20 protein-coding genes are annotated in these 25835 nt (G+C 70.0%); 7 read left to right on the top strand and 13 right to left on the bottom strand.

Features of this window, described 5'->3' with window-relative positions:
• Positions 1 to 69 precede the first annotated feature (69 nt).
• Both Strain318_RS03950 and Strain318_RS03945 read right to left on the bottom strand, forming a co-directional pair.
• Entirely contained in the window at positions 70 to 2562 is a 2493-nt protein-coding gene (locus Strain318_RS03950; protein WP_367887230.1) for a vitamin B12-dependent ribonucleotide reductase, read from the bottom strand.
• A 429-nt stretch (positions 2563 to 2991) separates the two neighbouring features.
• Positions 2992 to 3450, bottom strand: a complete 459-nt coding sequence (locus tag Strain318_RS03945; protein WP_367887229.1) for a gamma carbonic anhydrase family protein — start codon at positions 3448 to 3450, stop codon at positions 2992 to 2994.
• 233 nt (positions 3451 to 3683) lie between these two features.
• Here Strain318_RS03945 and Strain318_RS03940 point away from each other — a divergent pair, with 233 nt between their 5' ends.
• The 4 genes from Strain318_RS03940 to Strain318_RS03925 all read left to right on the top strand — a co-directional run bounded on the left by Strain318_RS03940 (position 3684) and on the right by Strain318_RS03925 (position 9271).
• A complete protein-coding gene (locus Strain318_RS03940; protein ID WP_367887228.1) occupies positions 3684 to 4775 on the top strand; it encodes an FHA domain-containing protein in 1092 nt (363 codons plus the stop codon).
• Positions 4772 to 6601 carry a serine/threonine-protein kinase gene (locus tag Strain318_RS03935; protein WP_367887227.1) on the top strand — a complete coding sequence of 610 codons (1830 nt, stop codon included), beginning with the start codon at positions 4772 to 4774 and terminating at the stop codon, positions 6599 to 6601. The genes Strain318_RS03940 and Strain318_RS03935 overlap by 4 nt, the downstream gene beginning before the upstream one ends.
• Before the next feature lie 100 nt (positions 6602 to 6701).
• Positions 6702 to 7892: a Stp1/IreP family PP2C-type Ser/Thr phosphatase gene (locus Strain318_RS03930; RefSeq protein WP_367887226.1), complete on the top strand. Its 1191-nt coding sequence runs from the start codon at positions 6702 to 6704 to the stop codon at positions 7890 to 7892.
• The gene (locus tag Strain318_RS03925; RefSeq protein ID WP_367887225.1) at positions 7892 to 9271 is read left to right on the top strand and encodes a trypsin-like peptidase domain-containing protein; all 1380 of its coding nucleotides are present in this window, start codon (positions 7892 to 7894) and stop codon (positions 9269 to 9271) included. Before Strain318_RS03930 ends, Strain318_RS03925 begins: the two co-directional genes overlap by 1 nt.
• On the opposite strand, the gene Strain318_RS03920 is transcribed toward Strain318_RS03925, so the two are convergent.
• The 4 genes from Strain318_RS03920 to murQ all read right to left on the bottom strand — a co-directional run bounded on the left by Strain318_RS03920 (position 9268) and on the right by murQ (position 14652).
• On the bottom strand, positions 9268 to 11073 hold the full coding sequence (locus tag Strain318_RS03920; protein ID WP_367887224.1) for a serine/threonine-protein kinase: 1806 nt from the start codon (positions 11071 to 11073) through the stop codon (positions 9268 to 9270). The two genes, Strain318_RS03925 and Strain318_RS03920, sit on opposite strands and share 4 nt — an antisense overlap.
• Positions 11074 to 11141: 68 nt before the next feature.
• A complete protein-coding gene (locus Strain318_RS03915) occupies positions 11142 to 12596 on the bottom strand; it encodes a glycoside hydrolase family 3 N-terminal domain-containing protein (RefSeq protein ID WP_367887223.1) in 1455 nt (484 codons plus the stop codon).
• Positions 12596 to 13738: an anhydro-N-acetylmuramic acid kinase gene (locus Strain318_RS03910; protein WP_367887222.1), complete on the bottom strand. Its 1143-nt coding sequence runs from the start codon at positions 13736 to 13738 to the stop codon at positions 12596 to 12598. Before Strain318_RS03910 ends, Strain318_RS03915 begins: the two co-directional genes overlap by 1 nt.
• Positions 13735 to 14652 carry an N-acetylmuramic acid 6-phosphate etherase gene (gene murQ, locus Strain318_RS03905; RefSeq protein ID WP_367887221.1) on the bottom strand — a complete coding sequence of 306 codons (918 nt, stop codon included), beginning with the start codon at positions 14650 to 14652 and terminating at the stop codon, positions 13735 to 13737. Before murQ ends, Strain318_RS03910 begins: the two co-directional genes overlap by 4 nt.
• An 18-nt stretch (positions 14653 to 14670) precedes the next feature.
• On the opposite strand from murQ, the gene Strain318_RS03900 reads away from it, so the two are divergent.
• Together Strain318_RS03900 and ggt are read left to right on the top strand one after the other, a co-directional pair.
• Entirely contained in the window at positions 14671 to 15345 is a 675-nt protein-coding gene (locus tag Strain318_RS03900) for a hypothetical protein (RefSeq protein ID WP_367887220.1), read from the top strand.
• A complete protein-coding gene (ggt, locus tag Strain318_RS03895; protein WP_367887219.1) occupies positions 15345 to 17069 on the top strand; it encodes a gamma-glutamyltransferase in 1725 nt (574 codons plus the stop codon). Before Strain318_RS03900 ends, ggt begins: the two co-directional genes overlap by 1 nt.
• Before the next feature lie 57 nt (positions 17070 to 17126).
• Here ggt and Strain318_RS03890 read toward each other — a convergent pair whose 3' ends face one another.
• A complete protein-coding gene (locus Strain318_RS03890; protein ID WP_367887218.1) occupies positions 17127 to 17906 on the bottom strand; it encodes a hypothetical protein in 780 nt (259 codons plus the stop codon).
• A gap of 104 nt (positions 17907 to 18010) precedes the next feature.
• Between Strain318_RS03890 and Strain318_RS03885 the strand changes: the two genes are divergently transcribed.
• The gene (locus Strain318_RS03885; RefSeq protein ID WP_367887217.1) at positions 18011 to 19792 is read left to right on the top strand and encodes an ABC transporter ATP-binding protein; all 1782 of its coding nucleotides are present in this window, start codon (positions 18011 to 18013) and stop codon (positions 19790 to 19792) included.
• On the opposite strand, the gene Strain318_RS03880 is transcribed toward Strain318_RS03885, so the two are convergent.
• Genes Strain318_RS03880 through corA form a run of 6 tightly spaced genes read right to left on the bottom strand, consistent with a single transcriptional unit; the run spans position 19779 to position 25826 of the window.
• On the bottom strand, positions 19779 to 20507 hold the full coding sequence (locus Strain318_RS03880) for a cytochrome c biogenesis CcdA family protein (RefSeq protein ID WP_367887216.1): 729 nt from the start codon (positions 20505 to 20507) through the stop codon (positions 19779 to 19781). The genes Strain318_RS03885 and Strain318_RS03880 overlap by 14 nt on opposite strands.
• Before the next feature lie 2 nt (positions 20508 to 20509).
• A complete protein-coding gene (locus tag Strain318_RS03875) occupies positions 20510 to 20986 on the bottom strand; it encodes a Fur family transcriptional regulator (RefSeq protein WP_367887215.1) in 477 nt (158 codons plus the stop codon).
• Positions 20968 to 21468 (bottom strand): hypothetical protein, encoded by a 501-nt coding sequence (locus Strain318_RS03870; RefSeq protein ID WP_367887214.1) that lies wholly within the window; start codon positions 21466 to 21468, stop codon positions 20968 to 20970. The genes Strain318_RS03875 and Strain318_RS03870 overlap by 19 nt, the downstream gene beginning before the upstream one ends.
• 60 nt (positions 21469 to 21528) lie before the next feature.
• Positions 21529 to 23790 carry a replication restart helicase PriA gene (gene priA / locus Strain318_RS03865; RefSeq protein ID WP_367887213.1) on the bottom strand — a complete coding sequence of 754 codons (2262 nt, stop codon included), beginning with the start codon at positions 23788 to 23790 and terminating at the stop codon, positions 21529 to 21531.
• Positions 23787 to 24767 carry a serine/threonine-protein kinase gene (locus Strain318_RS03860; RefSeq protein WP_367887212.1) on the bottom strand — a complete coding sequence of 327 codons (981 nt, stop codon included), beginning with the start codon at positions 24765 to 24767 and terminating at the stop codon, positions 23787 to 23789. The genes priA and Strain318_RS03860 overlap by 4 nt, the downstream gene beginning before the upstream one ends.
• A gap of 9 nt (positions 24768 to 24776) precedes the next feature.
• Positions 24777 to 25826: a magnesium/cobalt transporter CorA gene (gene corA, locus Strain318_RS03855; RefSeq protein ID WP_367887211.1), complete on the bottom strand. Its 1050-nt coding sequence runs from the start codon at positions 25824 to 25826 to the stop codon at positions 24777 to 24779.
• Between the last annotated feature and the right edge of the window lie 9 nt (positions 25827 to 25835).

The raw sequence follows: 25835 nt of genomic DNA, 5'->3' as shown, positions 1-25835 counted from the left end.
TCACGTACGACGAGACGGGCACCCGGCTGGGGATGCCCGTCTCGCTGGATGAGGTGCGCGACTACAGCTTCACCCGCACTCGCTAAACCCGCACACGTGGCACTTCACGCAGCCTTCCGCGAACTCCAGCTGCGAGCCGCAATCCGGGCAGGTGCCGATGAAGTTCTCGCCCGTGTTCACGGACTCGAAGGCCATCTGCGTGCCCCCGGCGGTCACGGTCTGCTGCACCACCGGCTTGGCGCCCGGCGCGGCCAGCGTCTCGGCCGTCGTGAGCAGCTCCTGCTGCACGCCCTGCTTGGTGCGCATCCAGTCTTCCAGCGCGAGGCCGATCGCGTCCGGCACGGAGAGCACCTTGTTGGGGCCGAGGCCCACGGCGCGGTCCGAGGAGATGCCGCGCAGCTGACGGTGCACCTGCTGGATCGGGATGCCCGAGCGCAGCGAGAGCGAGATCAGGCGGCCCATCGCTTCGGCGTCGGCCATGGCGGAACCACCGGCCTTGCCGAGGTTGATGAACACTTCGAAGGGCTGACCCTTGTCGTCCTCGGTGATGTGCACGAACATCGTGCCGAGCGGCGTCTCCTTGCGGATGGCCGTGGACTTGAGGACGTCGGGGCGCGCGCGCTTCTGGCGGCGCTGGAGGTTCTCGGCCTCGGCGTCGAACAGCAGCTTCTGCAGGCGCTGGTTGGCGGCCGTGACTTCGGCGAGGCGCTCGTTCAGGTCCGCGAGCTCCTGGCGCGAGGCTTCGTCGGCCTTGCCATCACGCTTGGCGGCGGCTTCGGCGGTGGCGCCGGTCGAGAGCACCTGGCCGTCGCGCGAGCCGTCGCGATACACGGTGACGCCCTTGCACTTCATCTCGTACGCCAGCTCGTAGATCTTGCGCACGTCGTCCTGCGTGGCGGCGTGCGAGAAGTTCGTGGTCTTCGAGATGGCCGAGTCGCAGTGCTCCTGGAACGCGGCCTGCATGCGGATGTGCCACTCGGGCGCGATGTTGTTCGCCGTGGCGAACACCTTCTGCCACTTCTCCGGCACTTCCGGCTGGATGACCGAGCCCGTCTTGGCGATGCGCTCCATGAGCGCGTCGGAGTACCAGCCTTCCTTCTTGGCGATGGCGACGAAGTCTTCGTTCACGTCCGGCATCATGACGCCGGCCTGGTTGCGCATGAAGGCAACGGCGAAGAGCGGCTCGAGACCCGACGAGCAGCCGGCGATGATGGAGATCGTGCCCGTCGGCGCGACGGTGGTGACGTTGCAGTTGCGCAGCTTGAGCTCGGGACGGATGCGGTTGCCGTTCTCGTCACGCGCGCAGGTGGCGTCGGGGCCCCAGATGGACTGCGCCCATTCCGGGAACGCGCCGCGCTCTTCGGCGAGGCGGGCCGACTCCTTCTTGCCCTCGACGTCGACGAACTCCATCACCTTGCGGCCGAACTCCACGCCTTCCGGCGAGTCGTAGACGATGCCGAGCTTGATGAGCGCGTCGGCGAAGCCCATCACGCCGAGGCCAATGCGACGGATGCGCTTGGACAGCGCGTCGATCTCGGGCAGCGGGTATTTGTTGGCGTCGATGACGTTATCGAGGAACTTCGTGGAGAGGTGGATGTCCTTGGCGAAAGACTTCCAATCCATCTTCCCGTCGTTCACGTAGTAGCCGACGTTGATCGAGCCGAGGTTGCAGACGTCGTACGGGAGCAGGGGCTGCTCGCCGCAGGGGTTGGTCGCCTCGTAGGCGCCGAGGTGCGGCACCGGATTGTAGCGGTTGGCCTCGTCGATGAAGAACACGCCGGGCTCGCCCGTGCGCCAGGCGCCCTCGATCATCTTGTCCCAGACTTCCTTCGCGTCCATCTGGCCGACGACCTTCTTCGTCGCCGGGTCGATGAGGTCGTACGACGTGCCGGCCTTCAACGCCTCCATGTACTTCGTCGTGATGGCGACGGAGATGTTGAAGTTCGTGATCTTCGTGAGGTCTTCCTTGGACGTGATGAACTCCATGACGTCCGGGTGATCGACGCGCAGGATGCCCATGTTGGCGCCGCGGCGCGTGCCACCCTGCTTCACCGCGTCCGTGGACGCGTCGTAAAGCTGCATGAACGAGATCGGGCCGCTGGCGACGCCGGTGGTGGATCGCACCATCGACCCGCGCGCGCGCAGCCGCGAGAACGAGAAGCCCGTGCCGCCACCCGACTGATGGATGAGCGCCATCGAGCGCAACGTGTCGTAGATGCCCGACTGGCCGTTGGAGAGCGCGTCATCCACCGGCAGCACGAAGCAGGCGGAGAGCTGGCCCAGCGGACGGCCGGCGTTCATGAGCGTCGGCGAGTTCGGCTCGAAGCGACGCTGCGTCATCAGTTCATAGAACTGGTTCGCCGTCTTCTCGATCTGCTTGTCCGTCGCCCCGTACTTGCGATCCGCCTCGGCGATCGTCGTCGCGACGCGCCAGAACATGTCTTCTGGCGTCTCGACCGGCTTGCCAGACTTGTCCTTGACGAGGTAGCGCTTCTCGAGAACGGTACGCGCGTTCTGCGAGAGCGTCGCCGGCGTGGCGGGCGGGTTTACGGGGAGCGGCATAGCAACTTCTCCAACGAAGGGTATTGGGCCAAACCTGGGGCGATTCCGGCAATGATCCGTCGAGGATCTGTCCGGCCCAGGGGTCGAGGGCGTCCAAGCTACCGCGCCTGTGATTCCGCGCAAGAACTTGGTAAGCCACTCAAAGGGAACGACTTATACGACTAGCATCACGAAACGGTCACGGGACTCGGCTTTTCCACGCCCGAGTCGCTGGCCCTTGCACCCTCAGTCCAGCGACACCGACGCGACACTTCACCCGTCACCAGCTAAATATCGCATCTCATTACAAATCAACAACTTAGCGATTCGTTCCCCGCACAGCGTTTCGGGTCCCGTTCGCGATGGGGAGGCAACGTACCCCGAACCTTCCCGGCCCGCTAGTCCCTTGTGATTTGCCTGCTCGCACAGTACCCACACCATACCGACGCGTCAGCCGCGCGCACGATACAGCTCCTTGAGTTTCACATAGGTCACGAAGCCGCCACGCACGCGCGTCCGCTGCTCGTCCGACAACGGTCGCCGCACACGCGCCGACACGCCCACCACCAAGGAGTCGGGCGGAATCACCTCCCCTTCGCCCACCACGGCACCCGCGGCCACGAGCGAGCCCGCCCCCACCACCGCACCGTTGAGCACGATCGCGCCAATGCCGATGAGCGCGCCGTCCTCGATCGTGCAGCCGTGCACCACCGCGCGATGCCCGATCGTCACCCGCGCCCCGATGCGACACGGCATCCCCGGATCGCAGTGCAGCACCGCGCCATCCTGCACATTGGTCTCGGCGCCGATCACGATCGCGTCGCGATCCCCGCGCAGCACCGCGCCAGGCCACACGCTCACGTGCTCGCCGAGCGTCACGTCCCCGATGATGGTCGCCGCAGCATGCACCCACGCCGTCGCGGGAACCCGAGGCGCACGCAGCAGACCCGGCGCATGAACGGGTACGGAGTCGTGAGCGTGATGTGAGTCGTGAGGCACAAGCGATGAGAGCGATGGGTTGAGCGCAGCGACCATTCGCGCGCCTCTTACAGCTTACAGCTTACAACTCACATCTGCAGTTAGAAGCCAACCCCTCTCGCCCCCACCGCCCCCCCGCCCTATATTCGCAAGATTCCACCCTCATGCCCACCGTGATTCGCTGCACGTTCTGCGGCCGTGACAACGACCCCGCCTCCAAGTTCTGCCTCGACTGCGGCAAGCCAGTCGTGGCGAACGGCGCGCGGCTCATCCCCGTCCCGAACATCGGCGGTGGTGGCGTCGTGCCGGACACGCGCGTCTCGGCCAAGGTCGACGCGAGGCCCGGCGGTGCCTCTGGCGTGAAGACCCCGTGTCGCTACTGCCAGACGCCTGTCGATCCGGCCCTGCCCTTCTGCCCGAAGTGCGGCGGCCGCGTCGCGGCAGAAGCGACGCCAGCGAAGAGCACCGCCGTGTGCGGCTCGTGCATGAACCCGGTGACGCCGGGCGCGGACGTCTTCTGCGCACGCTGCGGTGCACGCGTCGCCGGTGCGCCAGAGCCGCCGCCCACGCCCGCCATGGGGACCGCCGTCTTCTCCGCGCGCGCCGCCGTCTCCGGCCCGAAGATCTCGATCCTCGACAGCACTGGCCAGACGGTGAAGTCCGTCACGATGGAATCGAGCGAGTCGACCATCGGGCGTGCCGACGGCGAGCTGCGCTTCCCCGACGACGTCTATATGAGTCCGGTGCACGCGCAGCTCTCATTCCGTGACGGCCAGCTTTTCCTGCGCGACCTCGGGTCCCGCAACGGCACCTGGCTCTACGCCACCGAGCCTTACAAGCTGCAGGACGGCGACTCCATCCTCGTCGGCTCGCAGATCATCCGCTTTCGCCGGCTCGGATACCCGGGCCCGAATCCCCCCGAGGCCGACGCGACGCGTCGCCTCGGATCCGCGACGCCGAGTGCCGACGTCGCGGTGTTGCAGCAGCTGCGTGCCGATGGCTCGGCGCGCGACAGCTGCCACTTGTCTCCTGCACGCTCCGTCGTGGTGGGCCGGGCAGAGGGCGACTGGCTGTTTCCGTACGACCAAACCATGAGTGGCCGCCACGCCGAGATCCGCAGCGAGGATCTCGAGTTCATCGTGCTCGACCTCGGCAGCCGCAACGGCGTCGCGGTCGCGGTGCGCGGTGAGCGGCCCGTGAAGGCCGGCCAGAAGATCCTCCTGGGCGACCAGACCCTCCGCGTGGAGAGCTTGTGAGCGAACAGAAAGTCTGTCCCACCTGCGGCACCGAGTATCCCCTCAGCGAGCGATTCTGCCCGCGGGACGGCACGGCGCTGCGTTCCTCGAATACGGGTGGAGACCTGCTCGGCTCGGTCGTCGCCGACCGCTACCATGTGATCAAGAAGCTCGGCGAAGGCGGCATGGGTGCCGTGTACCTGGCCGAGCACGTGAAGATGGGCCGCAAGAGCGCGCTGAAGGTGATGCACCCCGGGATGAACTCCGATCCGGATGCCATCGCGCGGTTCAACCGCGAAGCGAGCAATGCGTCACGGCTCTCGCATCCGAACATCTGCGGCATCTATGACTTCGGCGAGACGCCCGACGGGCTGATCTACCTCGCGATGGAGTTCATCGAGGGCAAGGCGCTCACGGATCTCATCGAGGCGGGCGGCTCGCTGCAGCCGGCGCGCGCGGCGAGCATCGTGCACCAGGTGGCCGACGCGCTGCAGGTCGCGCATGACGCGGGCATCGTGCACCGCGACCTGAAGCCCGACAACATCATGGTCGCGAAGAACCGCGACGGCTCGGACTTGGTGAAGGTCGTGGACTTCGGCATCGCGAAGGCCAGCTCGAGCGATGCGCAGAAGGTGACGAAGACGGGCCTCGTAGTTGGCACGCCGGAGTACATGAGCCCCGAACAGCTCGCGGGCGACAAGCTCGACGGCCGCAGCGACATCTATTCGTTGGGCTTGGTGGCGTTCAATTGCCTCACGGGCAAGCTGCCGTTCCCGAGCGAGTCGGCGCAGGAAGCGATGATCATGCGGCTCACGGACCGTCCGCGCACGCTGGCGGAGATCCGGCCGGATGTGTCGTGGCCCGAGGAGCTGCAGGCGGTGCTCGACCATGCGCTGGCCCGCGATGCGGCGGAGCGCTACCAGAGCGCGGCGCAGTTCGGCCGCGAGTTCGCCGAAGTGGTGGCGGCGCTGCCAGCGACGCAGGCCGCCGAGGGCGCGACGATGGTGATCGGCGCGGCGACGGCCGCCGCCAAGACGCCGGCCGCGAGGACCGCCGCGACAGCGCCGCCGCCGACGCGGGTGGCAGGCAAGGGTGCCGCGGCGCCAGCGAAGGCCGCACCGGTGGCCGTCGAGAAGAAGTCGCCGATCGTCCCGATCGTCGGTGGGGTGGCGGCGGTGGCGGTGATCGGCTTCTTCGCCGTCAAGCAGTTCACGGGCTCACCCGCGGGCGAGATCACGGGCGACACTGCGGGCGTGACGCAGCTCGCGGGCGCGACCGGCGCGGACACCGGTGGCACGACGAACATGAGCAATCAGCTGCCGGACAACGCGCCGACGCCGAACCCGACGGGCACGAACGCACCGACGAACACGGGTACGAACACGCGTCCCCCGGCGAACACGAACCGACCCGGCCCGTCGACGAACACGCAGACGCCGCCGCAGAACACCGGAACGCAGACCCCGCCGCAGAATACGGGCACGCAGACACCGCCGAGTGGCGGCGGAACCACGGGTGGGGCGACACAGCCGAATCCGGCGCCGACGACGCCGCCGGCTCCTGCGGGGCCGCCGGTGCGCGATCGACTCATCGCTTGGCAGCGCACCCTGCTCAACGCAGAGGTCACCGAAGCCGACGGCATGCGTATCGCGCGGGAGTCTGCACCCCTCCGCGCGAACCTGACCGGAGTCGACCTCGGGCAGTGGTACGTGGTGCAGATGCTCGCGTACGGCCTGTACGATCTCGATCGCGGCTGTGCATACGCTGACTCAGTAATCAGAGCATTCCCGCCGAACGACGGGACGGCGAAGGCGGCTGCGGAAATCAAGAGTACCAACTGCCAGTGACGCACATCACCACCGTTCGGGTCGCAGCAACCTCGCGCCCCTCGCAGGTGCCCCGTAAGTTTTTCCAGCCGCGTTCCACTTCACCTCGCACCCGCGTCTCGTGACGGGCTCTCCGACTCCCAACGGCAAGGTCATCGTCCACGTCTTCGGACGTACGGACGTGGGCCGCACGCGCGAGCACAACGAGGACACGTTCGCCGTCGCCGACCTGACGGCGTTCAACGCGACCCTGCAGCCCGAGGTCCGCACCCACGTCTGCGGCGAGCGCGGGTCGCTGTTCATGGTGGCCGACGGCATGGGCGGGGCCGCCGCGGGTGAAGTCGCGAGCCAGATGGCGGTGGAGACCATCCTGGCCGAACTCGACGCGCGCTGGCGCCAGTCGCAGTCCACCGACTCCGAGACCTTCGCGCATGCGCTCAAGGCCTCCACCGAGACCGCGAACGCGAAGATCCACGGATACGCCGCGGCGCATCCCGAGAATCGCGGCATGGGCACCACGGCGACCATCGCCGGTCTGCTGGCCGACACGCTCTACCTCTGCCAGGTCGGCGACTCGCGCGGCTACATCGTGCGCGACGGCCAGGCGATCCAGATCACGAAGGACCAGTCGCTGATGCAGAAGCTGATCGAGGCGGGCGAGCTGACGCCGGAAGAAGCCGAGGTCAGCGAGCGGCGCAACATCATCCTGCAGGCGCTGGGCCCCGAAGCGAAGATCAAGGTGGACCTCACGTCGCAGCAAGTGAAGCGCGGCGACGTGCTGATTCTCTGCTCGGACGGCCTCTCCGGCCAAGTGCGCGCCAACGAGATCGCCGACGTCGTGAAGAGCGAGCCGGATCTGGTGAACGTCTGCAAGCGCCTCATCGACCTCGCCAACGAGGCCGGCGGCCCGGACAACATCACGGTGGTGGCGGCGCGATTCGAAGGCGAGGGGCTGCCGGACGCGGGCGCGGAGTCGCTCGCGCACCGCGTGTACCGCGGCTCGCAGGAGCGTCCCACGGTACCGCTCGACCGCAGCTCGATCCCGCAGCTCAGTGCGCTGGCCGATGACGACGACGCCCCCGCCGAAGCGCCGACGGTGGAGGCGGAGACTCTCGCGCCGCCCAAGGTGGCGGTCGGGAGCGCCGGCCGCGGCCCGACGGCGGAGATCGCGCCGCCGACCGTGCGCGCGAAGCTGCCGGAACCGCCGCCACCCGGCGGCCGCATCCCGGCGAACACGCTGCGCATCTACTTCGGCGCCCTCGCATTCCTCGTCGCCTTCGTCGCGCTGTTCATGTGGTGGCGCCGCGGCTGATGGCCGTCGAGTTCCGCATCACCAAAGGCGCGCGCGCCGGCGCGCGCGAGCGCTTCGAGAAGTCCATCGTCGCCATCGGGCGGCACCCCATCAACGACCTGCGCTTCGACGCCGAACGCGACCTCGATGTCTCGTCGCGGCATGCGGAGCTGCGCATCGTCGGCGATCGCCACGTGCTGGTGGACCTCGGGTCGACCAACGGCACGTTCGTGAACGGCCAGGCCGTCTCCGGAGAGCGCGCGCTGGCCGACGGCGACGTGGTCACCTTCGGGGCCGACGGTCCGCAGGCGGAGTTCCGCATCGTGGGCGAGCAACCGAGCGTCTCGCCGTCGCGCGGCATGCCGACCGCCGCCGCGGCGCCGAGCGCGCCGCGCCTGAACACGACGGAGCGTGTGGCGATCGCCGTCGAGCAGCAGACGGGCGCGCTCAAGCGCATTGTGGCGGGGCTGGCGGTGGTGGTGATCGCCGGCGCGCTCGTCGCCGTATGGGTGACGCGGAAGAGCGCCGCGGAGACGCGGGCGCAGCTCGCGTCCCTCGTCGCGGCCAACGACTCGCTCTCGCGAGCCCTCGAGGCGCGGCTCGGCGAGACGGGCATCGCCGATGCGTCCTTGGCGGCGGCGCGCGCGGAGTCGGAGCGGCTCTCGCGCGAGTTGCGCGAACAGCAGGCGCGCGGCGGCGATCTCTCGGCGGCCGCGGCGGCGGTGCGCGAGTCGCAGACGCGCACCGCGTCGCTGGCGGGCATGGACTACGCGGCCATCGCCGATGCGAACCAGCGGGCGATCGTCTTCCTGGTCGTCGAGTTCCCCGATTCGTCCAAGGCTACCGGCACGGGCTTCAACGTGCTGCCCAGCGGGTTGATCGTGACCAACCGCCACGTGGTGCAGCGCCCCGATGGCACGCGCGCGCAGCGCATCGCCGTCGCGTTCGACGGCACGACTGGGCAGTGGAAGCGCGCGAGCATCGAGCTGGTGAGCGAGAGCGACGAACTGGCGTTCCTGCGTCTCTCGACGGCCGGCACGTATCCGGTGGTGAACGGCGTCGCGCGCGACGATGCGACCACCGGCGTGGGCCGCCCGGTGGCGATCCTCGGGTATCCGCTGGGCACGGGCACCGCGGGCATGAGCGGAAGCATCAACACCTTGACGCCCTCGGCGACGCTCAGCGTGGGCACGGTGAGCAAGCGCGTGCCGGAGACGGTGCAGCTCGACGCGTTTGCGGCGCAGGGATCGAGCGGATCGCCGGTCTTCGACCGCCGCGGCATCGTCGTCGGCGTCATCTACGGCGGCGCCACGGAGAGCGGTGGTCGCATTGTCTACGCCGTGCCGGCGTCGCGCCTCGCGGCGCAACTGCCCACGGACGCGCGCGCGGTCCTGCGCTAAGGCACGTTCGGCGTACGGGGCGGTGCCGGCGGCGCGCTGATGCCGTCGATCACGCGCACCCGCGTGCCCGCGGGGCCAGGGCGCTGACGCGCCGCGCGTTCCATCTCGAACAAGGTGCGCTGCACGTCGCGAGAGACCTCAGCGGCACCGCGCGTCGGATCCGTCTGCGGTACGCGCGACGGAATGATGCGGATCTCGCTCCGTCCGTCGGCGACGCCGAGGTCGCGCACCTGCAGCAACCGCGTGATGGAATCGTCCGGTGTGGGAATAAACGAGAGCGAGATGATGATGTCGGCGTCGAGGGCCTCGCGTACGGCATCGACGGTGCGCGAGCGCTGCAACGCCGCCTCGACGGAATCGTGCGGCACGACGGCGAAGCGCGGATTGCGCGCGAAGCCGGCGTTGAGGGAATCCACGAGCACGTCCGCGGCGACGTTGAGGTCGGGGCGCCCGCGCGACGGCCGCGGTGGCGCGACGACCACCCGGCGGACCGGAGGCGCCGACCCGCGGACCGCTGCGGCCTCCCGGGCCATCACCTCCGCCTCGGCCGCCATCGCCGCGGCGTCGGCGGATCGCAGGGTCGGCACGCGCATGCCGCGCATCAGCGAGTCCAACACCACGCGCTGGATCTCGCGGCGGATGGAATCCGCGAGCAGCGTGAGCGACACGCTATCCCGTCGCTCGGCGGGCGCCACTTGCGGCCGCTCGGCGATGCGCTGCGTCACCGCGGCGGCAATCGCCACGGAGTCCTCGCGAGAGAGCATGGTCGCGGCGGGGGCGACGGCTTGCAGCGACTCCGCCAGTGCGATCGAATCGCGCATCTGCGAGCTCACCACGGCCTCGCCGCGGCGCTGGCCGGCCAACCAGGCCGACGCGACCAGCAGCACGCCGGCCGTCGCGATGGCGACCAGACGGCCCCGGCTGGGCGCCATGGGCGGCATGGCCAGCGTTTCGCCGGAGCCACTGCCCATGGCATCGAGGGCGGCGACGACCTCTGACGCACTGGCCGGCCGGTCCGAGGGCGCCTTCTGCAGGAGGCGCGAGAGCAGTGCGCGCAGCGCGACCGGCACGTCCGGCCGCGAGCGCTCGACCGGTTCCGGCTCGCGGGTCAGCTGGGCGGCCATCGTCTGCTGCGGCGAGGCTTCCTTGAACGGCACCTTGCCCGTGAGCAGCTCATAGCCGAGCAGCCCGAGCGCGTAGAGATCCATGCGATGATCGGCCGCAGGATCCGCGGCGATCTGTTCCGGCGCCATGTACGCCGGCGTCCCGATGGCCATGCCGGCGCTGGTGTAGCCGGACTGCGGCATGGCCGCCGAGATGGCTTTGCTCACGCCGAAATCGGTGACCAGCGCGTGGCTCCCCTGCATGAGCACGTTGCCCGGCTTGATGTCGCGATGGATCACGCCCATGCCATGCGCATATTCAAGCGCCTCGGCCACCTCGTGCAGGATGCGCACGACCTCGCGCACGGAAAAGCGGTCGCCGCGGGCGAGCGCCTCGCGCAGCGACAGGCCGTGGATGTACGGCATCGTGTACCAGATGAGCGTATGCTGCTCACCGGCGCTCAGCAGCGGCACGATGTGCGGATGCTGCAGCTGCGCCGCGACCTGGATCTCGCGGCGGAAGCGCTCGTGGTTGACGCCGGCGGCGAGCTCCGGCGGCAGGACCTTGATGACGACCTTGCGCCCCAGCGTGGTATCCGTGGCCACGAACACGCGGCTCATACCGCCGCCCGTGAGCTCCCGCTCGAGCGTGTAGCTCGGGGCGAGGGCGGCTTGCAGCTGGGCGGTGAATTCGGACACGGTGTGAGCGGGCGGGTACAGGATAGTGTATCTACGGGTGCAGCGAGCCGCGAGGTTCTGCGACCACGTCAGGCCAGTCGTCGTGCGGCAGCTTCCTGCATCGCCCGGTCGGCACTCCAGGCGCAAATCACGTTCGGGACCTCCGGCAGTTCCTCCGCGAGCGCCGGCGGCCCGAACAGCACCGCGACCACCGAGCGTCGCGCGGCGCGTGCCTGCTGCACCAGCTCGGCGACGCGCGCGCGCGTCGCCGTGTGATACCCCGCACGTCCGCGCCCGGGTGCCGGTGCGCCCCGGACCGCGAGGCACACGGCACCGCGTCCTTCGTCGGTGGGGCCGTCCACCACGCGCGGTCCGAGCCCAACCGCCTGCAACGTCGCGAGGAACGGCGCGAAGGCCGCGATGTCCGCACGCGACGACGGCGCATCGTCGTCTACCAGTATGACGTCCACCACCGGCCCAACGTTCGCGAAGACACCCCGGGGGGCGTGCACGACCGTATCGCTCACCTGGCGCGCCCAGAGCACCTCGTCCAGCGTGGGCTCGCGCAGCACACCGCCACGGCCCCAGGCGGCCCAGAAGGCACGCCGCCGCGCACTGGCGTCGAGTGCCTCCCACTCGAGACGACCGGCGTCGAGCGCGCGCTCGATCGCCTCGTGCACGCCGACTACATCATGCGGGGCCAGCAGCAGGTCGCAACCCGCGGCGAGCATCGCCGCGGCGACCTCGCCTTCGTCGCCGCGCACGCGCAGCGCCGCCGTGCTCGGCGGCGGCGCCACCAACAGGCCCTCGAACTGCAGTTCATCGCGCATCAGCTCCCGGAGGATGACGCGCGAACACGCGGCCTCCGCTCCTGTCGTATCCAGTCGAGGATACGACACCGCCGAGGCGAGAACCGTTGCCACGCCGGCATCCACCGCCGCGCGGAACGGCACGAGATCCGTGCCCCACAACCCGGCGCCAGGCGCGTCGATCGCGCTGGGGCCGACGGCCGGATCGCTGCGTGCGCGACCTTCGCCCGGCAGGTGCATCGCCGTCGCCAGCACGCCCTCGGCTTGGGCCGCGTCGATCCATGCGACCACCCACTCGGCGACTCGCTGCGCATCGTGGTGCAGCGCGCGCGCGCCGATGAACGGATTGGCCGGTTCGACCGCAAGATCCGCACAGGGGGCGAGCGCCCAGGTGACGCCCGCCGTGCGCAGCTCTCGCGCGGTGAGGCGTGCGGCGCGGCGCAGCACATCCTCGTCGCGGAGCGCGCCCAGTGCGGCGAAGGGCGGCAGGCCCGTGCCGCCCTCCAGCGCAGAGGCTGCACCACGCTCCGCGTTCGCGGCGATCAGCAGCGGATGCGGCGACGCCTGCTGCAGCGACGCCGCCAGCTCCGCGACGCGCTCCTTGGGCCCGTTGGCAATGACGAAACCGCCGACGCCGAGCTCCAGCGCGTCGTCGATCAGCCCTTGCTGGTGCGAGAAGCCGTGATCGCGATCCCAGCGCAGCTCGGGGATGAGCAACGCGCCGAACGGATGCATCAGGCGGGATACAGCGCGCCAAGCACGCGCGGACCGCGAGCGCCCGTTGCGCCGCGCACGTTCCCGGCGCGCCGTCGGAGGTGCAGCCAGCCGAGGAAGGCGAAGGCCACCGCCTCCTTGGCGTCGCCGTCGAAATACAGCTCGCCGAACGGCCGCACGAGGCGAGGCGACAGCGTCATCGCGATGGCCTCGCGCAGGGCCGGGTTGCGGGCACCGCCGCCGGACAGCAGCACGTCGCCCACGTCCTGCGGCACGAAGCGCTGCACGGCGAGCGCGATGCTGCGTGCGGTGAACCAGACGGCGGTGGCGACCACGTCCTCGTCGCTGCAGCCGGCGCGCGCGGCGCGGCAGCGCGCCACGAAGTCCCCGATGAACGCCGCCGTATACCGCTCGCGGCCCGTGCTCTTGGGCGGCGGCGCGGCGTACCATGGGTCGCGCAGCAGCTCCTCGATGACCGGCTCGATGGCGCGCCCTTGGAGCGCCAGTACGCCGTCGCGATCGAAGGCCAGGCCGGGGCGCAGCAGGCGAACCGCGCCGTCGACGATGCACACGCCGGGTCCGGTGTCGAAGGCGCGCACGGCGGTGAGATCGGCGTCGGGGCCGCTGAGCGGTGGCAGGACGGTGACGTTTCCGATGCCACCGAGGTTCTGGAGGAGGCGCCACGCATCGGGCCGCGAGAACAGCAGCGCGTCGGCGATCGGCACGAGCGGAGCGCCTTCGCCACCGGCCGCGACGTCGCGCACGCGGAAGTCGGCGATGGTGTCGAGCCCCGTGCGCTCGGCGATCACCGCGGGTTGCCCGAACTGCCAGGTGCCCTGGCTGCCGAGGTGCCACACGGTGTGTCCGTGCGACGCGACGGCGCGGATGTCGCCGCGCGCCACGCCAGCCTCGGCAATGGCCGCAGTCGCGGCGTCAGCGAGCCACCCCCCGAGCGCGAAATCGAGCCGCGTGTATTCCGCCGCCGAGGCGCCTTGCATCGCCGCGGCGAGGCGGGCACGCTGGCCGGCCGCGTACGGACGCTCGACGTGCGCCAACAGCTCCGGCGTGACCGCGCCGTTCTCCGCCTCGACGAACCGCACGACGACGGCCGTGATGCCGTCGAGCGAGGTGCCCGACATGAGGCCAACGAGCACGTCGCTCACGCGCGCTCCACCGGTGGCGGGGCCTCGGCGATGACGCGGCGGATCACACCGCCGGCCGCGTCGAGCCGCGCGCGCGCAGCGTCGGCGTCGAGGCCGAGCTTGCGCATGACGATGGCGAGCTTCACATGGCCGTCGGCGCGTTGGAGCAGCCGGCGGGCCTCGTCGCGCTCGACGCCGCAGGTGCCGATGACGAGGCGCTCCGCGCGGTCGCGCAGCTTGTCGTTCGTGGCGCGCAGGTCGACCATGAGGTTGCCATAGGTCTTGCCGAGCCGGACCATGGCGCCGGTGGTGATGGTGTTGAGCACCAGCTTCGTGGCTGTCCCGGCCTTGAGCCGCGTCGAGCCCGTGACGACCTCCGGACCGGTTATCGGCAGGATGGCGACATCGACGCTGGCGAGCAGCTCGGCCGGCGGCGGCGAGCAGGCGAGGATGACCGCGCGCGCGCCGATCGACTTGGCATGCGCGAGCGCCGCGCGCACGTACGGCGTGGTGCCGCTGGCGGCGATGCCGACGACGACGTCACCCGCGCGCACCCCCGCGGCCGTGAGATCCTCGCGTGCGCCGTCGGGACGGTCCTCGGCGCCTTCCTGCGCCCGCGTGAGCGCCGCCGTGCCGCCGGCGATGATGCCCTGCACCATCTGCGGATCGCTGCCGAAGGTCGGCGGGCACTCGGCGGCGTCGAGCACGCCGAGGCGGCCGGAGGTCCCCGCGCCGACGTAGAATAGGCGATGGCCGTCACGGAACGCGCGCTCGACGAGAGCGATGGTCGCGGCGATGGGTTCGCGCTGCGTCGCGACGGCGTCGGCGACCGTGCGATCCTCGGCGTTCATCAGGTCCACGATCTCCAGCGGAGTCGCGAGGTCGACGTCGGCGCTGCGCGGGTTGCGGCGCTCGGTTACGCGCGGGTCAAGCATTGGCGTAAGTTACTTGTCGTGACTCCGACTCGCACCCGACGGCGTGGGGTTCCCGCCGCGATCCTTGGGCTGCTCGCCGCGGCGATGGCCCTCCCGTTGCACGGCGCGACGGCCCAGCTCATCAAGGTGCCGATGGCCGACGCGCGCCGCATGCCGGTGAGCGTGCACGCCTCGGGCGGCTACTTCATCGCGCAGAACCGCTTCGACGGCATCAGCGGCGTGAACTGGTTCCTCGGCGACACCTGGCAGTACCGCGCGGGCGTGGACGTCGGGCTCAAGTCCGGCGCGATCGGCGTGAGCGGCACGTTGGCCTCGGTGCCGATCCAGCGCGGCAACAGCACGAGTTCGCGCGGGGACATCCAACTCCGACAGGTCCTGGCGACGTTCCGCTCGCCCGAGCCGCGCAGCTTCGGGCAGCTGTTCGAGATCGGCGTGGGGCTCTCGCAATGGGCGAACTACTCCGGAACGGATGCGCTCAGCGACGCCGAGGCCAAGGCGCAGAACGCGTTCGCGATTGCCATCAGCTACGGGTTCGTGATGCCGCTCGGTGAGCGGTTCGCGCTGCAACTGATGCAGGACTACACGACGGCCATCGGATCGCGCGAGGGTCTGCCGGTCGGCGCCCGTCGGTCGCAGGAGCAGTATACCACACGGATCGGCCTGCGCTGGCGGGCCACGGGAGTCGAACGGTGATGCGTCGCACGCTGTGGAGCCTGACCCTTCTCGCGGTCGCGCTGACCGCCTGCCGCCAACCGAGCGCCGGCACCGACGCGCGACTGAGCGGCACGTATGCGGGTGGCTGGCGCTTTCCCGAACTGCGGGAGCCGGTCACGGGGGCCAACGCGATGGTCTCGAGCAACAGCGACTTGGCGAGCGCCGCGGGGGCGGAGATCATGCGCGCGGGCGGCAACGCGGTCGACGCCGCGGTCGCCGTGGGCTTCGCGCTCGCGGTGACCTATCCGTTTGCCGGGAACATCGGCGGCGGCGGCTTCATGACCATCCGCATGGCCGACGGGCGCACGGCGGCGCTGGACTACCGCGAGGTCGCGCCGCTGGCGGCGACGCGTGACATGTACGTGGACAGCACGGGCAAGCTCACCGACCGTCGCCTCACGGGCCATCTCGCGAGCGGCGTGCCCGGCGCGGTGGCGGGCATGGCGGCGGCGTTGGAGCGCTACGGCACGAAGTCGCTGGCCGAGGTGATGGCGCCGGCGATCCGGCTCGCGCGCGATGGCTTCCCGGTGGACAGCGCGCTGTTCCTCTCGCTGCGCGGCGCGCAGCGGCGGCTCTGCGAGTTCGCCGGTTGCGCGACGTTCTATCCGAACGGTGCGCCCCCGGCGCCGGGCAGCACGCTGCGGCAGCCGGAGCTCGCGCGGTCGCTGCAGCTGATCGCCGAGCAGGGGCCGAAGGCGTTCTACGACGGACCGGTGGGCGAAGCGCTGGTCGAAGAGATGCGGCAGGGCGGCGGCATCATCACGCGCGAGGACTTGCGGCGCTACGAGCCCAAGTGGCGCGAGCCGATCCTCACCACGTACCGCGGCCATACGCTGATCACGATGCCACCGGCGAGTTCGGGCGGCATCACGATGAGTGAGACCTTCAACATCCTCGAGCGCTTCGCCCCGCTGCCGCCATTCGGCAGCCCCGAATACGTGCACCTGTTGGCCGAGGCGTTCCGGCGCTCGTTCATGGACCGCAACGCGAAGCTGGCGGATCCGGACTTCGTGCCGGTGCCGCGTGAGCAGCTGGTGAGCAAGGAGTACGCGGCGGGGCTGGCGTCGCAGATCAGCCGCCGACGCGCGTCACGGACACCGGCGTTCGAGAGCGGTCCGGAGCCCGAGCACACGACGCACTATTCGGTGGTGGACGCGCGGGGCAATGCCGTCGCGACCACGACGACGATCAACGGCGGCTATGGCAGCGCGGTGTGGGTGCGCGGCGGTGGGTTCTTCCTGAACAACGAGATGGATGACTTCGCCGCACAGCCGGGCACGCCGAACATGTTCGGCCTCGTGCAGGGCGAGGCGAACGCGATCCAGCCGGGCAAGCGGATGCTGAGTGCGATGTCACCGACGATCGTGCTGGATCCGCAGGGCGACGTGCTGCTTGTGGTGGGCGCCGCGGGTGGCCCGACGATCATCACGGCCACCACGCAGGTGATCTTGAACGTGATCGAGTTCGGCATGCCGCTCACCGAGGCGATGCGCGCACCGCGCATGCATCACCAGGCGCTGCCGGATGCGATCCGCCACGAGTCGCAGGGCTTCGACGACCGCACGCTACGGCGCCTGCGACGGATGGGCCACGAGCTCACGGCGCAGGGTGGCATTGCGAACGTGAATGCCGTCATGCGCAGTGGCAGCGTGTGGCACGGGGTGCACGAGCCGCGCGGCAGCGGCGGCGCGGTCGGGTACTGATGCACGAAGGGGGGAGGCGCCGCGCGGCGCCTCCCCCCTTCGTCGACGGCGGAGGGCTTAGCCGCGCACCGTCAGTTGCTCCGTGAGCGTGATCGTGAGCGCCGCGTTGGCTGCAAGGCAGCCATGGTAGTCGGTGGTCGCGGCGGCAACCGCGCCACCCGCGGCGGCGCCCACCGCAGCGCCGATCACCGTGCTCTTGGTGTCGCGGCCTGCGACCTGGCCGGCGATGGCACCGACCGCAGCGCCTGCCGCGACCTTGCCCGCCTGCGTTGTATTGCTCTGCACGCGGTCGTACTCCAGCGCCGCAACGCGCGTGACGTCCGCCGTGAGGTTGCTGCTCGCGCCGCGCACGGAGATGGAAACGGGCTTGAAGGCCAGCTTCACGTTGTCACGGCCGTTCTGGCCGCGCGCGGACTCGACGACTTCCAGCGTGACCTCAGAGCCGGCTGGGATGGTGACGCCGTTCGTGGCCTGGACATCGGCCGTGGTGGTCGCAGTGAAGCGATCGCCGACCTTGTGGGTGTTGGTGCAAATGCGCGAACCCGAGGCCAGCGCGAGCGTGGCGCCCGCGGAGAGGGCGCCGGTGCGGGCGGTCGCCGCGGCCGGGGTCGATGTCGTGGGCCGCGCCGCAGCCGTGGACCGCGCGGGAGCCGGTGTGGCGGGCGTCGGCGCGGCGGGGGCAGCGGTCTGCGCCGGTGCGTCGCTCAGCGCGGCGCCCGAATCCGCGGGCGCGAGCTCGATCTCGCGCGCCGCCTCGGACGAGTCACCGCCGCCGCAGGCGGCAACGGCCACGACGGCCAGCGCGAATACGGACTGCCGGATAGAATTCTTCAGCATATGCCATCTCCTGGTGTGGGGGTCCCGCGTTGCGGTAGAACTTCGCGCTTGGACCGCAGTTCCTCAACCGCCGTGGCGGGACTGTGACCTCGCTCACGCGGGTTTTGCCCTGGGTCAAACCGTACCGCTGGCGCATCGCGTACGGGCTGCTCTGCGTGGTGCTCTCCACCGCGATGTTCAGCTGGCTGCCGACGCTGATCCGGCACGCGCTGGACGCGATGGCCGCCGGCGCGCCTCTCCGCGACATCCTCAAGACCGCCGCCACGATGGTCGGCGTTACCCTGGGGATGGCGGTATTCCGGTTCCAGATGCGCGAGATCCTCAACGGCGTCTCGCGCATCATCGAACACGACCTGCGCGAGGACCTGTTCGCGCACCTCGCGCGGCTCGACCCCGGTTGGTACGGGCGCACGCGCACGGGCGAGCTGATGGCCAAGCTCACGAACGACATCGGCGCGGTGCGCATGGCCGTCGGGCCGGCCATCATGTACCTCACGAACACGATCTTCGGCGGCGTGTTCGCCCTGTCGTTCATGATCGCCATCTCGCCGCGGCTGACGCTCATTGCCCTCGCGCCGATGATCGTGCTGCCGCTGATCACACTGCGACTTGGCAAGGCGATCCACGACCGCTTCGAGCGCGTGCAGGCCCGCTTCGGCGACCTCACCACGCTCGTGCAGGAGCACCTCTCGGGCCTCCGCATCATCCGCGCCTACCGCCAGGAGGACGCCGAGCAGCGGCGCTTCGACGACATCTCGCGCGACTACCTCGAACGGAACGTCGCGCTGGTGCGGCTCAATGCGATGATGGGTCCGAGCTTCACGTTCTTCGCGGGCCTCGGCGCGGCCGCCGTGCTGGGGTTCGGCGGCGCGCAGGTCGTGGCGGGGACCATCAGCGTGGGCGCGTTCGTGGCGTTCGGCCTGTATCTCGCGAACCTCACCTGGCCGCTGATCGCGTTGGGCTGGGTCACCAGCCTCTTCCAGCGCGGCGCGGCGTCCATGACGCGCCTGCTCGACATCCTCGATGCCACGCCGGCCGTCGCCGATCCGGCGCCGCCGCGCGTCGCCGTGCCGCTGCCGCCAACCAGCGGCGGACGCGGCATCACGCTGGAGCACGTGCGCTTTGCCTACCCGGCACGAGAGGGCGAGACGCCGCGCGAGGTCCTCCAGGACATCTCGGTGACGGTACCGCCGGGCGCCACGCTCGGCATCGTCGGCGCGACGGGCTCGGGCAAGTCCACGCTGCTCGAGCTCATTCCGCGTCTCGCCGACGTCACGGGGGGCCGCGTGCTCATCGACGGCGTCGACGTGCGGGACATCCCGCTCGCCGTGCTCCGCCAGGAGATCGGCTTCGTGCCGCAGGAGAGCCTGCTCTTCAGCGAGACGCTTGCGACCAACCTTGGCTACGGCAGCGAGAACCCGGACGATGCGCGCTGGGCTTCCGAGGTCGCGCAGCTGCGTGAGACGATCGAGGGGTTTCCGGGCGGCTGGGACACGATGCTCGGCGAGCGCGGCATCAACCTCTCGGGCGGACAGAAGCAACGCGCCTCGCTCGCCCGCGCCTTGGCGCGTCGGCCAAGCGTCGTGATTCTCGACGACGCGCTCTCGGCGGTGGACACGCACACCGAAGCGGCAATTCTCCGCGAACTACGCCACGCGCTGGCCGGCCGCACGGCGATCATCGCGTCGCACCGCATCACGGCGATCCGCGATGCGAACTGGATCCTGGTGCTCGACGAGGGCCGCGTCGCCGAGCAGGGCACGCACGACGAGCTGCTGCGGCGGCAGGGGCGCTACTGGACGCTGTTGCGGCGGCAGCAGCTGGAGGACGAGATCGAGGGCGACCCGGCGGGCCGCCCCGAGGAGCCCGCGCTCAGATCCGGTTGAACAACCACTCCGGCGTGAACGCCTGGAGCCAGTTGGCGAGGATCGTGAAGCGGTTCGTGAGCATGAGCACGCCGACGAACACCAGCAACGTGCCGGCGAAGCGGTTCACCCAGATCATGTGCCGCCGCACCTTGGCGAAGACCTCGAGGAAGCGCTCGACCATCAGCGCCGAGGCCACGAAGGGAATCGCCAGGCCCGCCGAGTAGGCGCCGAGCAGCGTGAGCCCGCGGCTCACGTCGTTCTCGTTCGCGGCCATCGTGAGGATGGCGCCGAGGATGGGGCCGATGCACGGTGACCACCCGGCGCCGAAGGCGATGCCCACCACGACGCTGCCGAAATACCCCAGCGGTTTATCGGCCAGGTGCAGGCGCGTGTCCTTCATGAGGAACGAGAGGTTGAACGCGCCGAGCAGGTAGAGGCCGAACACGATGATGAGCACGCCACCGATGCGGCTGATGATGTCGCGGTTCTGGATCATCACCTGTCCGAAGACGGTCGCGCCGGCTCCCAAGGCGAGGAAGATCAGTGAGAAACCGACCACGAAGAGCAGCGCATGGATCAGCGTGTCCTTCCGCGAGCCCTGCAGGTCTTCGTAATTCATGCCCGTGATGAACGTGATGTAGCTGGGCACGAGGGGTAGCACGCACGGGCTCAGGAAGCTCAGGATGCCCGCGCCGAAGGCGATGGCAAGGCTCAGCGAGGCAGCAGTTTCCATGGTTAGCGACGCCCCCAAGGCGACGGCGAAGGTGTGGCGGCGCCGCCGCGCTGGCAGTCGCGGCACACACCGTGGATCACGAGCCGATGGCTCTGGCGAGCGAAGCCGCGCGACTCCGCCACGATCGTGGTCATGCGTTCGAGCCGCTCATCGCGGAACTCCTCGACCTTGCCACAGACGGAACACACGAGATGCTCATGGTTCGGGACGTCGCGCGCCGGCTCGAAACGACGAAAGCCCTCGCCGAAGTCCCGCTCGACGATGAGCCCGCTCTCCAGCAGCGTGTCGATGGTGCGATACACGGTGGCCGTGCCGACCTTGCGGCCCTGCGCACTCACTTCGGCGGCGACGTCCTCGGCCGAGAGATGGCGGTCGGCACTCAACAACACCTCGGCGATCGCGAGCCGCTGCGCCGTCACGGGCAGATTGTGCTCGCGGAGATACCGCACGAAGGCGGAGGTTACGCCGTCTTCGGCCACTGCCGCTGGGCCTCGGCCACCATCGCGCGCACGGCGTCGCCGTCGATCTTCTGGACCTCGAGCGGCTCGCTGGCGCGCCGCTGCACGCCCTGCACCACGGCCTCGACGGTGATCAACGGCGCGTCGGCCTCCGCGATCACCTCGCACTCCCACTTGCCGCGCTCCGGACCCTTGCGGGTCCAGCGGTAGCGCGCCGAGTAGACCACGTGGCGCGAGGAAATGCGCGCGCCCTCGGGGAAGGCGGGAGCGCTGGCTTCGGCCAGGGCCTCGGTGTCGCTGGAATCACCAGACACCGGCTCAGTTGGCTGCGGGTCCGCCCCCTCGGGCAGCGCGGCCAGCACGCAGACGCCCGTCTCGATCTGCCCCTGTCGAAGCGGCGCGAAGAAGTACGCCTCGACAATGCGCTCCGGCGCCAACACGTTCGCGATTTCCAGGACGAAACGCTCGCGTGCGTCCGAGCCGAGGGGGATGGTCTGCGTCATGGGTGAAATCTCGCCCCGGAGGGGGCTGGAGGGAACCTCAGGACGCCCTCCCGACGCCGGTCAGAGCAGGCTGACCGGGTCGCGATCCGCCACGAGGCGCAGGTCGTGCCGCGCTGGCACCTCAATCCCCGTCAGCAGGCCGCGCAGCAGCCGCGTCAGCGGCGCCTGCCGCTCGCTCTTGAGCAGCACATGCCAGCGCCAGCGGTTCTTGATGCGCTCGAGTGGGCAGGGCGCGGGTCCGAGCAGCGTGACGCCGAGGCCGAAGCGGAGCTCCGCCTGCGTGAGCCAGTCCGCCACCTCCGTGGCGAACGCAGCGACCGCCGCTTCGTCGAGTCCGCTGACCACGACATTCGCCAGCCGGAGCGTCGGCGGATACGGCGGCGAATCGCGCGCCGGCAGCTCCTCGTTGACGAAGCCGAGGTAGTCGTGCGTCATCGCGCAGCGCACGGCATGATGGCTCGGCGCGCGCGTCTGGATGAAGACTTCCCCGCCCTTCGGCCCGCGCCCGGCACGGCCTGCGACCTGGCTGAGCAGCTGGAACGTGCGCTCAGAACTGCGAAAGTCCGGCAGGTTGATGCCGATGTCCGCATCGATCACGCCCACGAGTGTCACGTTCGGGAAGTCGAGACCCTTGGCGATCATCTGCGTGCCGAGCAGGATATCGACCTCGTGACTCGCGACGCGATCGAGGATCGCCGTGTGCGCCCACTTGCCGCTGGTGGTGTCGACGTCCATCCGCGCGATGCGCGCGGTGGGGAGCACATCGCCGAGCAGGCGCTCCACCTGCTGCGTCCCGAGGCCTCGCTGCCGCTTGAACGGCAACCCGCAGTCCGCACAGTTTGACTCGGCGGAGGCCTGGTGCATGCAGTAGTGGCACACCAGGCGCTCGGGCGTGCGGTGATACGTCAGCGAAATCGAGCAGTTAGGACAGGTCGCGACATGGCCCTCGTCGCACTGCACGAAGCTGGCGTAGCCGCGGCGGTTGAGCAGCAGGATGCTCTGCTCGCCGCGGGCGAGGCGATCGTGCAGGGCGCGCTCGAGCGGCACACTCAGCACGCTGCGAAGGGCCCGCTGGGGTGCGGGCGCCGCGCGGAGTTCCTGGCGCAGGTCCACGACGCGTACGGGGGGCAGCGCGCCGCCACCCACGCGTTCGGGCAGCGAAATCTGGCCGTAGCGTCCGTCGCGCGCATTCACCCACGTCTCCAGCGCCGGGGTCGCCGAGCCGAGCACGCAGCGCGCGCCGGTCTCGCGGGCGCGCATGATGGCGACCTCGCGCGCGTGGTAGCGTGGCGTCTCGGCTTGCTTGTAGCTCGCCTCGTGCTCTTCGTCGACGATGATCGCCCCGAGGTTCTCGAGCGGCGCGAACACCGCGGAACGCGCGCCGACGGCGATGCGACGCTCCCCGCGCTGCAAGGCGCGCCAGGCATCGAGGCGCTCGCCGTCGCTCAGGCCGGAGTGCAGGACGGCGACCTGGTCGCCGAACACGGCCCGGAAGCGATCCACAGCCTGTGGCGTCAGCGCGATCTCCGGCACGAGCACGATGGCCGACTTCCCCTGCTGCAGCACCATCTCCTTCAGGACTTCCAGATACACGAGCGTCTTGCCGCTGCCCGTGATGCCATGCAGCAGCGTCACGGCGCCGGGCGGGCTCGCGACGATGCGGTCGATGGCCTCGCGCTGCGCGGGCGTCGGCGTCGGCAGGGCTGCGCGCGCGACGCTGCGGTCGGCAAAGGGGTCGCGCAGGCGGCTGGCCTGCTCAATGCGCACGAGGCCGCGCTTCACGAGTCCCGTGACGACGCTTGGCGTGCACCCCAACTGTTCGACGAGATGCGTGACCGCTGCACGACCGCCCAGCTGTTCGAGCAACTCGTAGAGCTGGCGCTGCTGCGGCGCGCGCTTGAAGGCTTCGTCGCGGCCGAGCAGGGTTGGCAGTTCGCCGCTGAGCACGAGAATCCGCTCCTGCTTGCCGGGTGCGTCGGGCTTGGTCGCGCTGCCGAGCGCGGCCGGGAGCACGGCACGGCAGACGAGCCCGAGCGGAGCGACGTAGTACTCGCTGATCCACCGACAGACGGCGAGCAGGTCCGGCGGCAGCGCGGGTGTCGCATCGGGGACGTCGAGCAGCGCCTTGGCCTCCTTGCCGCCCAGCTGCGCACCATCGCTCTCGCCGACGCAGATGCCGATGACGCGCTTGCCGCGCACGGGCGCGACGACGCGGCTGCCCGGGAGGAGCGGATGCCGTGTCCGCTCCGGCACCGCGTACGTGAAGGTGCGCAGCAGCGGCAGCGGGAGCGCGACCTCAACGAGGCGCGCGGCTACCGTCATTGCGGTCGCGCGGCGCGCACCGGGGGCTCCTCGCGGATCCCGGTCTCGTGCATCCAGTGGTAGATCGCGTCGGCGAGATCGTGCCCGCGCTGGTAGCGCGCGTTCGGGTCCTTCTCGAGCAGGGCCATCACGATGGCGGCGAGCCCTGGCGGGACCTCCGGCGCGACGCTGGACAGCGGCTTCGGCCGCTCGTGCACGTGCTTGTAGCCGATCGCGTAGCCATCGGGGCCGTCGAAGGGCGTGGCGCCCGTGAGGCACTCGTACATCATCACGCCGACCGCGTAGAGATCGGCGCGCCCGTCGACGAAGCGGCCCATCGCCTGCTCGGGCGCCATGTAGTGCGGCGTCCCCATCGCGCGGCCACCGGCCGTCATGCGGCCATGGAAGTACGCGGTCGCGATGCCGAAGTCCGTGAGGATGCCGTTGCCGTCGGCATCGAAGAGCACGTTGTCCGGCTTGACGTCGCGATGGATGACGCCCTGCCGCGCCGCGTAATCGAGCGCGGTCGCGACCTGCGCGGCGATGCGCGCCGTCCGCGCGGCGTCGACGGTGCGCTCCCGCATGAGGTCGTCGGCCAAGCAGCCACCACCGAGGAACGGCAGCACGAGATACACGGCGTCCTCGGTCTCGCCGTAGTCCAGCGGCGCGCAGATGAACGGGTGGCCGAGCCGGCTGGCGGCCTCGGCTTCGCGCCGGAAGCGCTCGCGCATCTCGCGGTCCCGCGCGAGGTGGGCATGCATGACCTTCACGGCCAGCGGCCGGTTCAGCTGGTGGTGCCGTGCCTCGTACACATCCGCCATGCCACCCGCGCCGATCCGCCGCACGATGCGATAGCGCTGGCCCGTGGCGTGCCGCAGCGAGGTGATCAGGTGGTCCGGTGCATCCACCGCCGACGGCAGGTCGGGCAGCGCGCGGTTGCACTGCGCGCAATGGCGCAGGGCGCTCCGGTTCCAGGTACCGCAGTCAGGGCAGAACACGAGTCAAATCTAGAGCCAACCGTTGCGGCGCAGCAGCCATACGAGGCCGCCGCCCAACCCCAGCTGCACCGCCAGCATCACCCAGAACCCGTGCGGCCAGTCGGAGAGCGGGATCTGCGCGAAGTTCATGCCCCACATGCCGCTCACCACGACGAACGGCACGCTGAGCGTCGCGACCACCGTCAGGCCCTTGGTCACCAACCCCATGCGATTGGAGATCTGCGTCAGGTACGAGTCGAGCGTGCTCGAGAGCAGGTCGCGGTAGGTGTCGAGGTTCTCGTTGAGCCGGATGACGTGGTCGTACACGTCACGGAAGTAGACCTGCGTGTCCGGCGATACGTGCGGCGACGGACGACTCTGCAGCACGTTGAACACCTCGCGCATGGGCGAGAGGTGGCGGCGTAGCGTGAGGACCAGTCGCTTCACCGAGAAGATGTCCCGCAGCGCCTCCTGGTCGAAGTGCACGAACACGCGTTCCTCGAGCCCGTCCACGAAATCATCGAGCTGGTCGACGATCGGGAAGTAGGCATCGACCGTGGCGTCGAGGATGTGGTGCATGAGGCGCCCGGGACCGCGTTCGAGCAAGGTCGGATCGCGCCCGAGCCGGTCCACGGCGGCATCCACGCCGGGCGCGTGCGGGCCGTGGACCGTGACCACGAAGTTGCGCCCGACGAAGGTCCAGAGATTGAACGTCTCGATGTCGTAGAGGTCCTCCGTCTCGGCGACGAAGCGCACGCCGCGCACCACGACGAGCATGTACTCGGGGAACTCCTCGACCTTGACGCGACCCTCGGCAGAGGTGGTGTCCTCGATGCTCAGCGGGTGGAACTTGAAGACCGTGCCGAGGAGCGCGCGCTGCTCGGCGCTCGCCGCCTGGACGTCCACCCACAGCAGGCCCTCGCCCGACGCGACGGCGCGGCTGAGCGCGGCGTGCTCGAGGTCGCGGTGCACGCGTCCCTGCGCGTCGCGGAACCAGCTGCGCGGCGTGGATTGCGTCGGCGGCGCATGGTGGCGTTCGTGCCGGTGCAGGCGGAGCGAGGCGCGGCGCTTCTTCGGCATGTGGGGAAG

Origin of the sequence: Pseudogemmatithrix spongiicola (genome assembly GCF_030623445.1) — a bacterium.
GTDB classification, from domain to species: Bacteria; Gemmatimonadota; Gemmatimonadetes; order Gemmatimonadales; family Gemmatimonadaceae; genus Pseudogemmatithrix; species Pseudogemmatithrix spongiicola.
The sequence above is the reverse complement of the archived record's forward strand: the minus strand, read 5'-3'. Positions and strand labels throughout refer to the sequence as shown.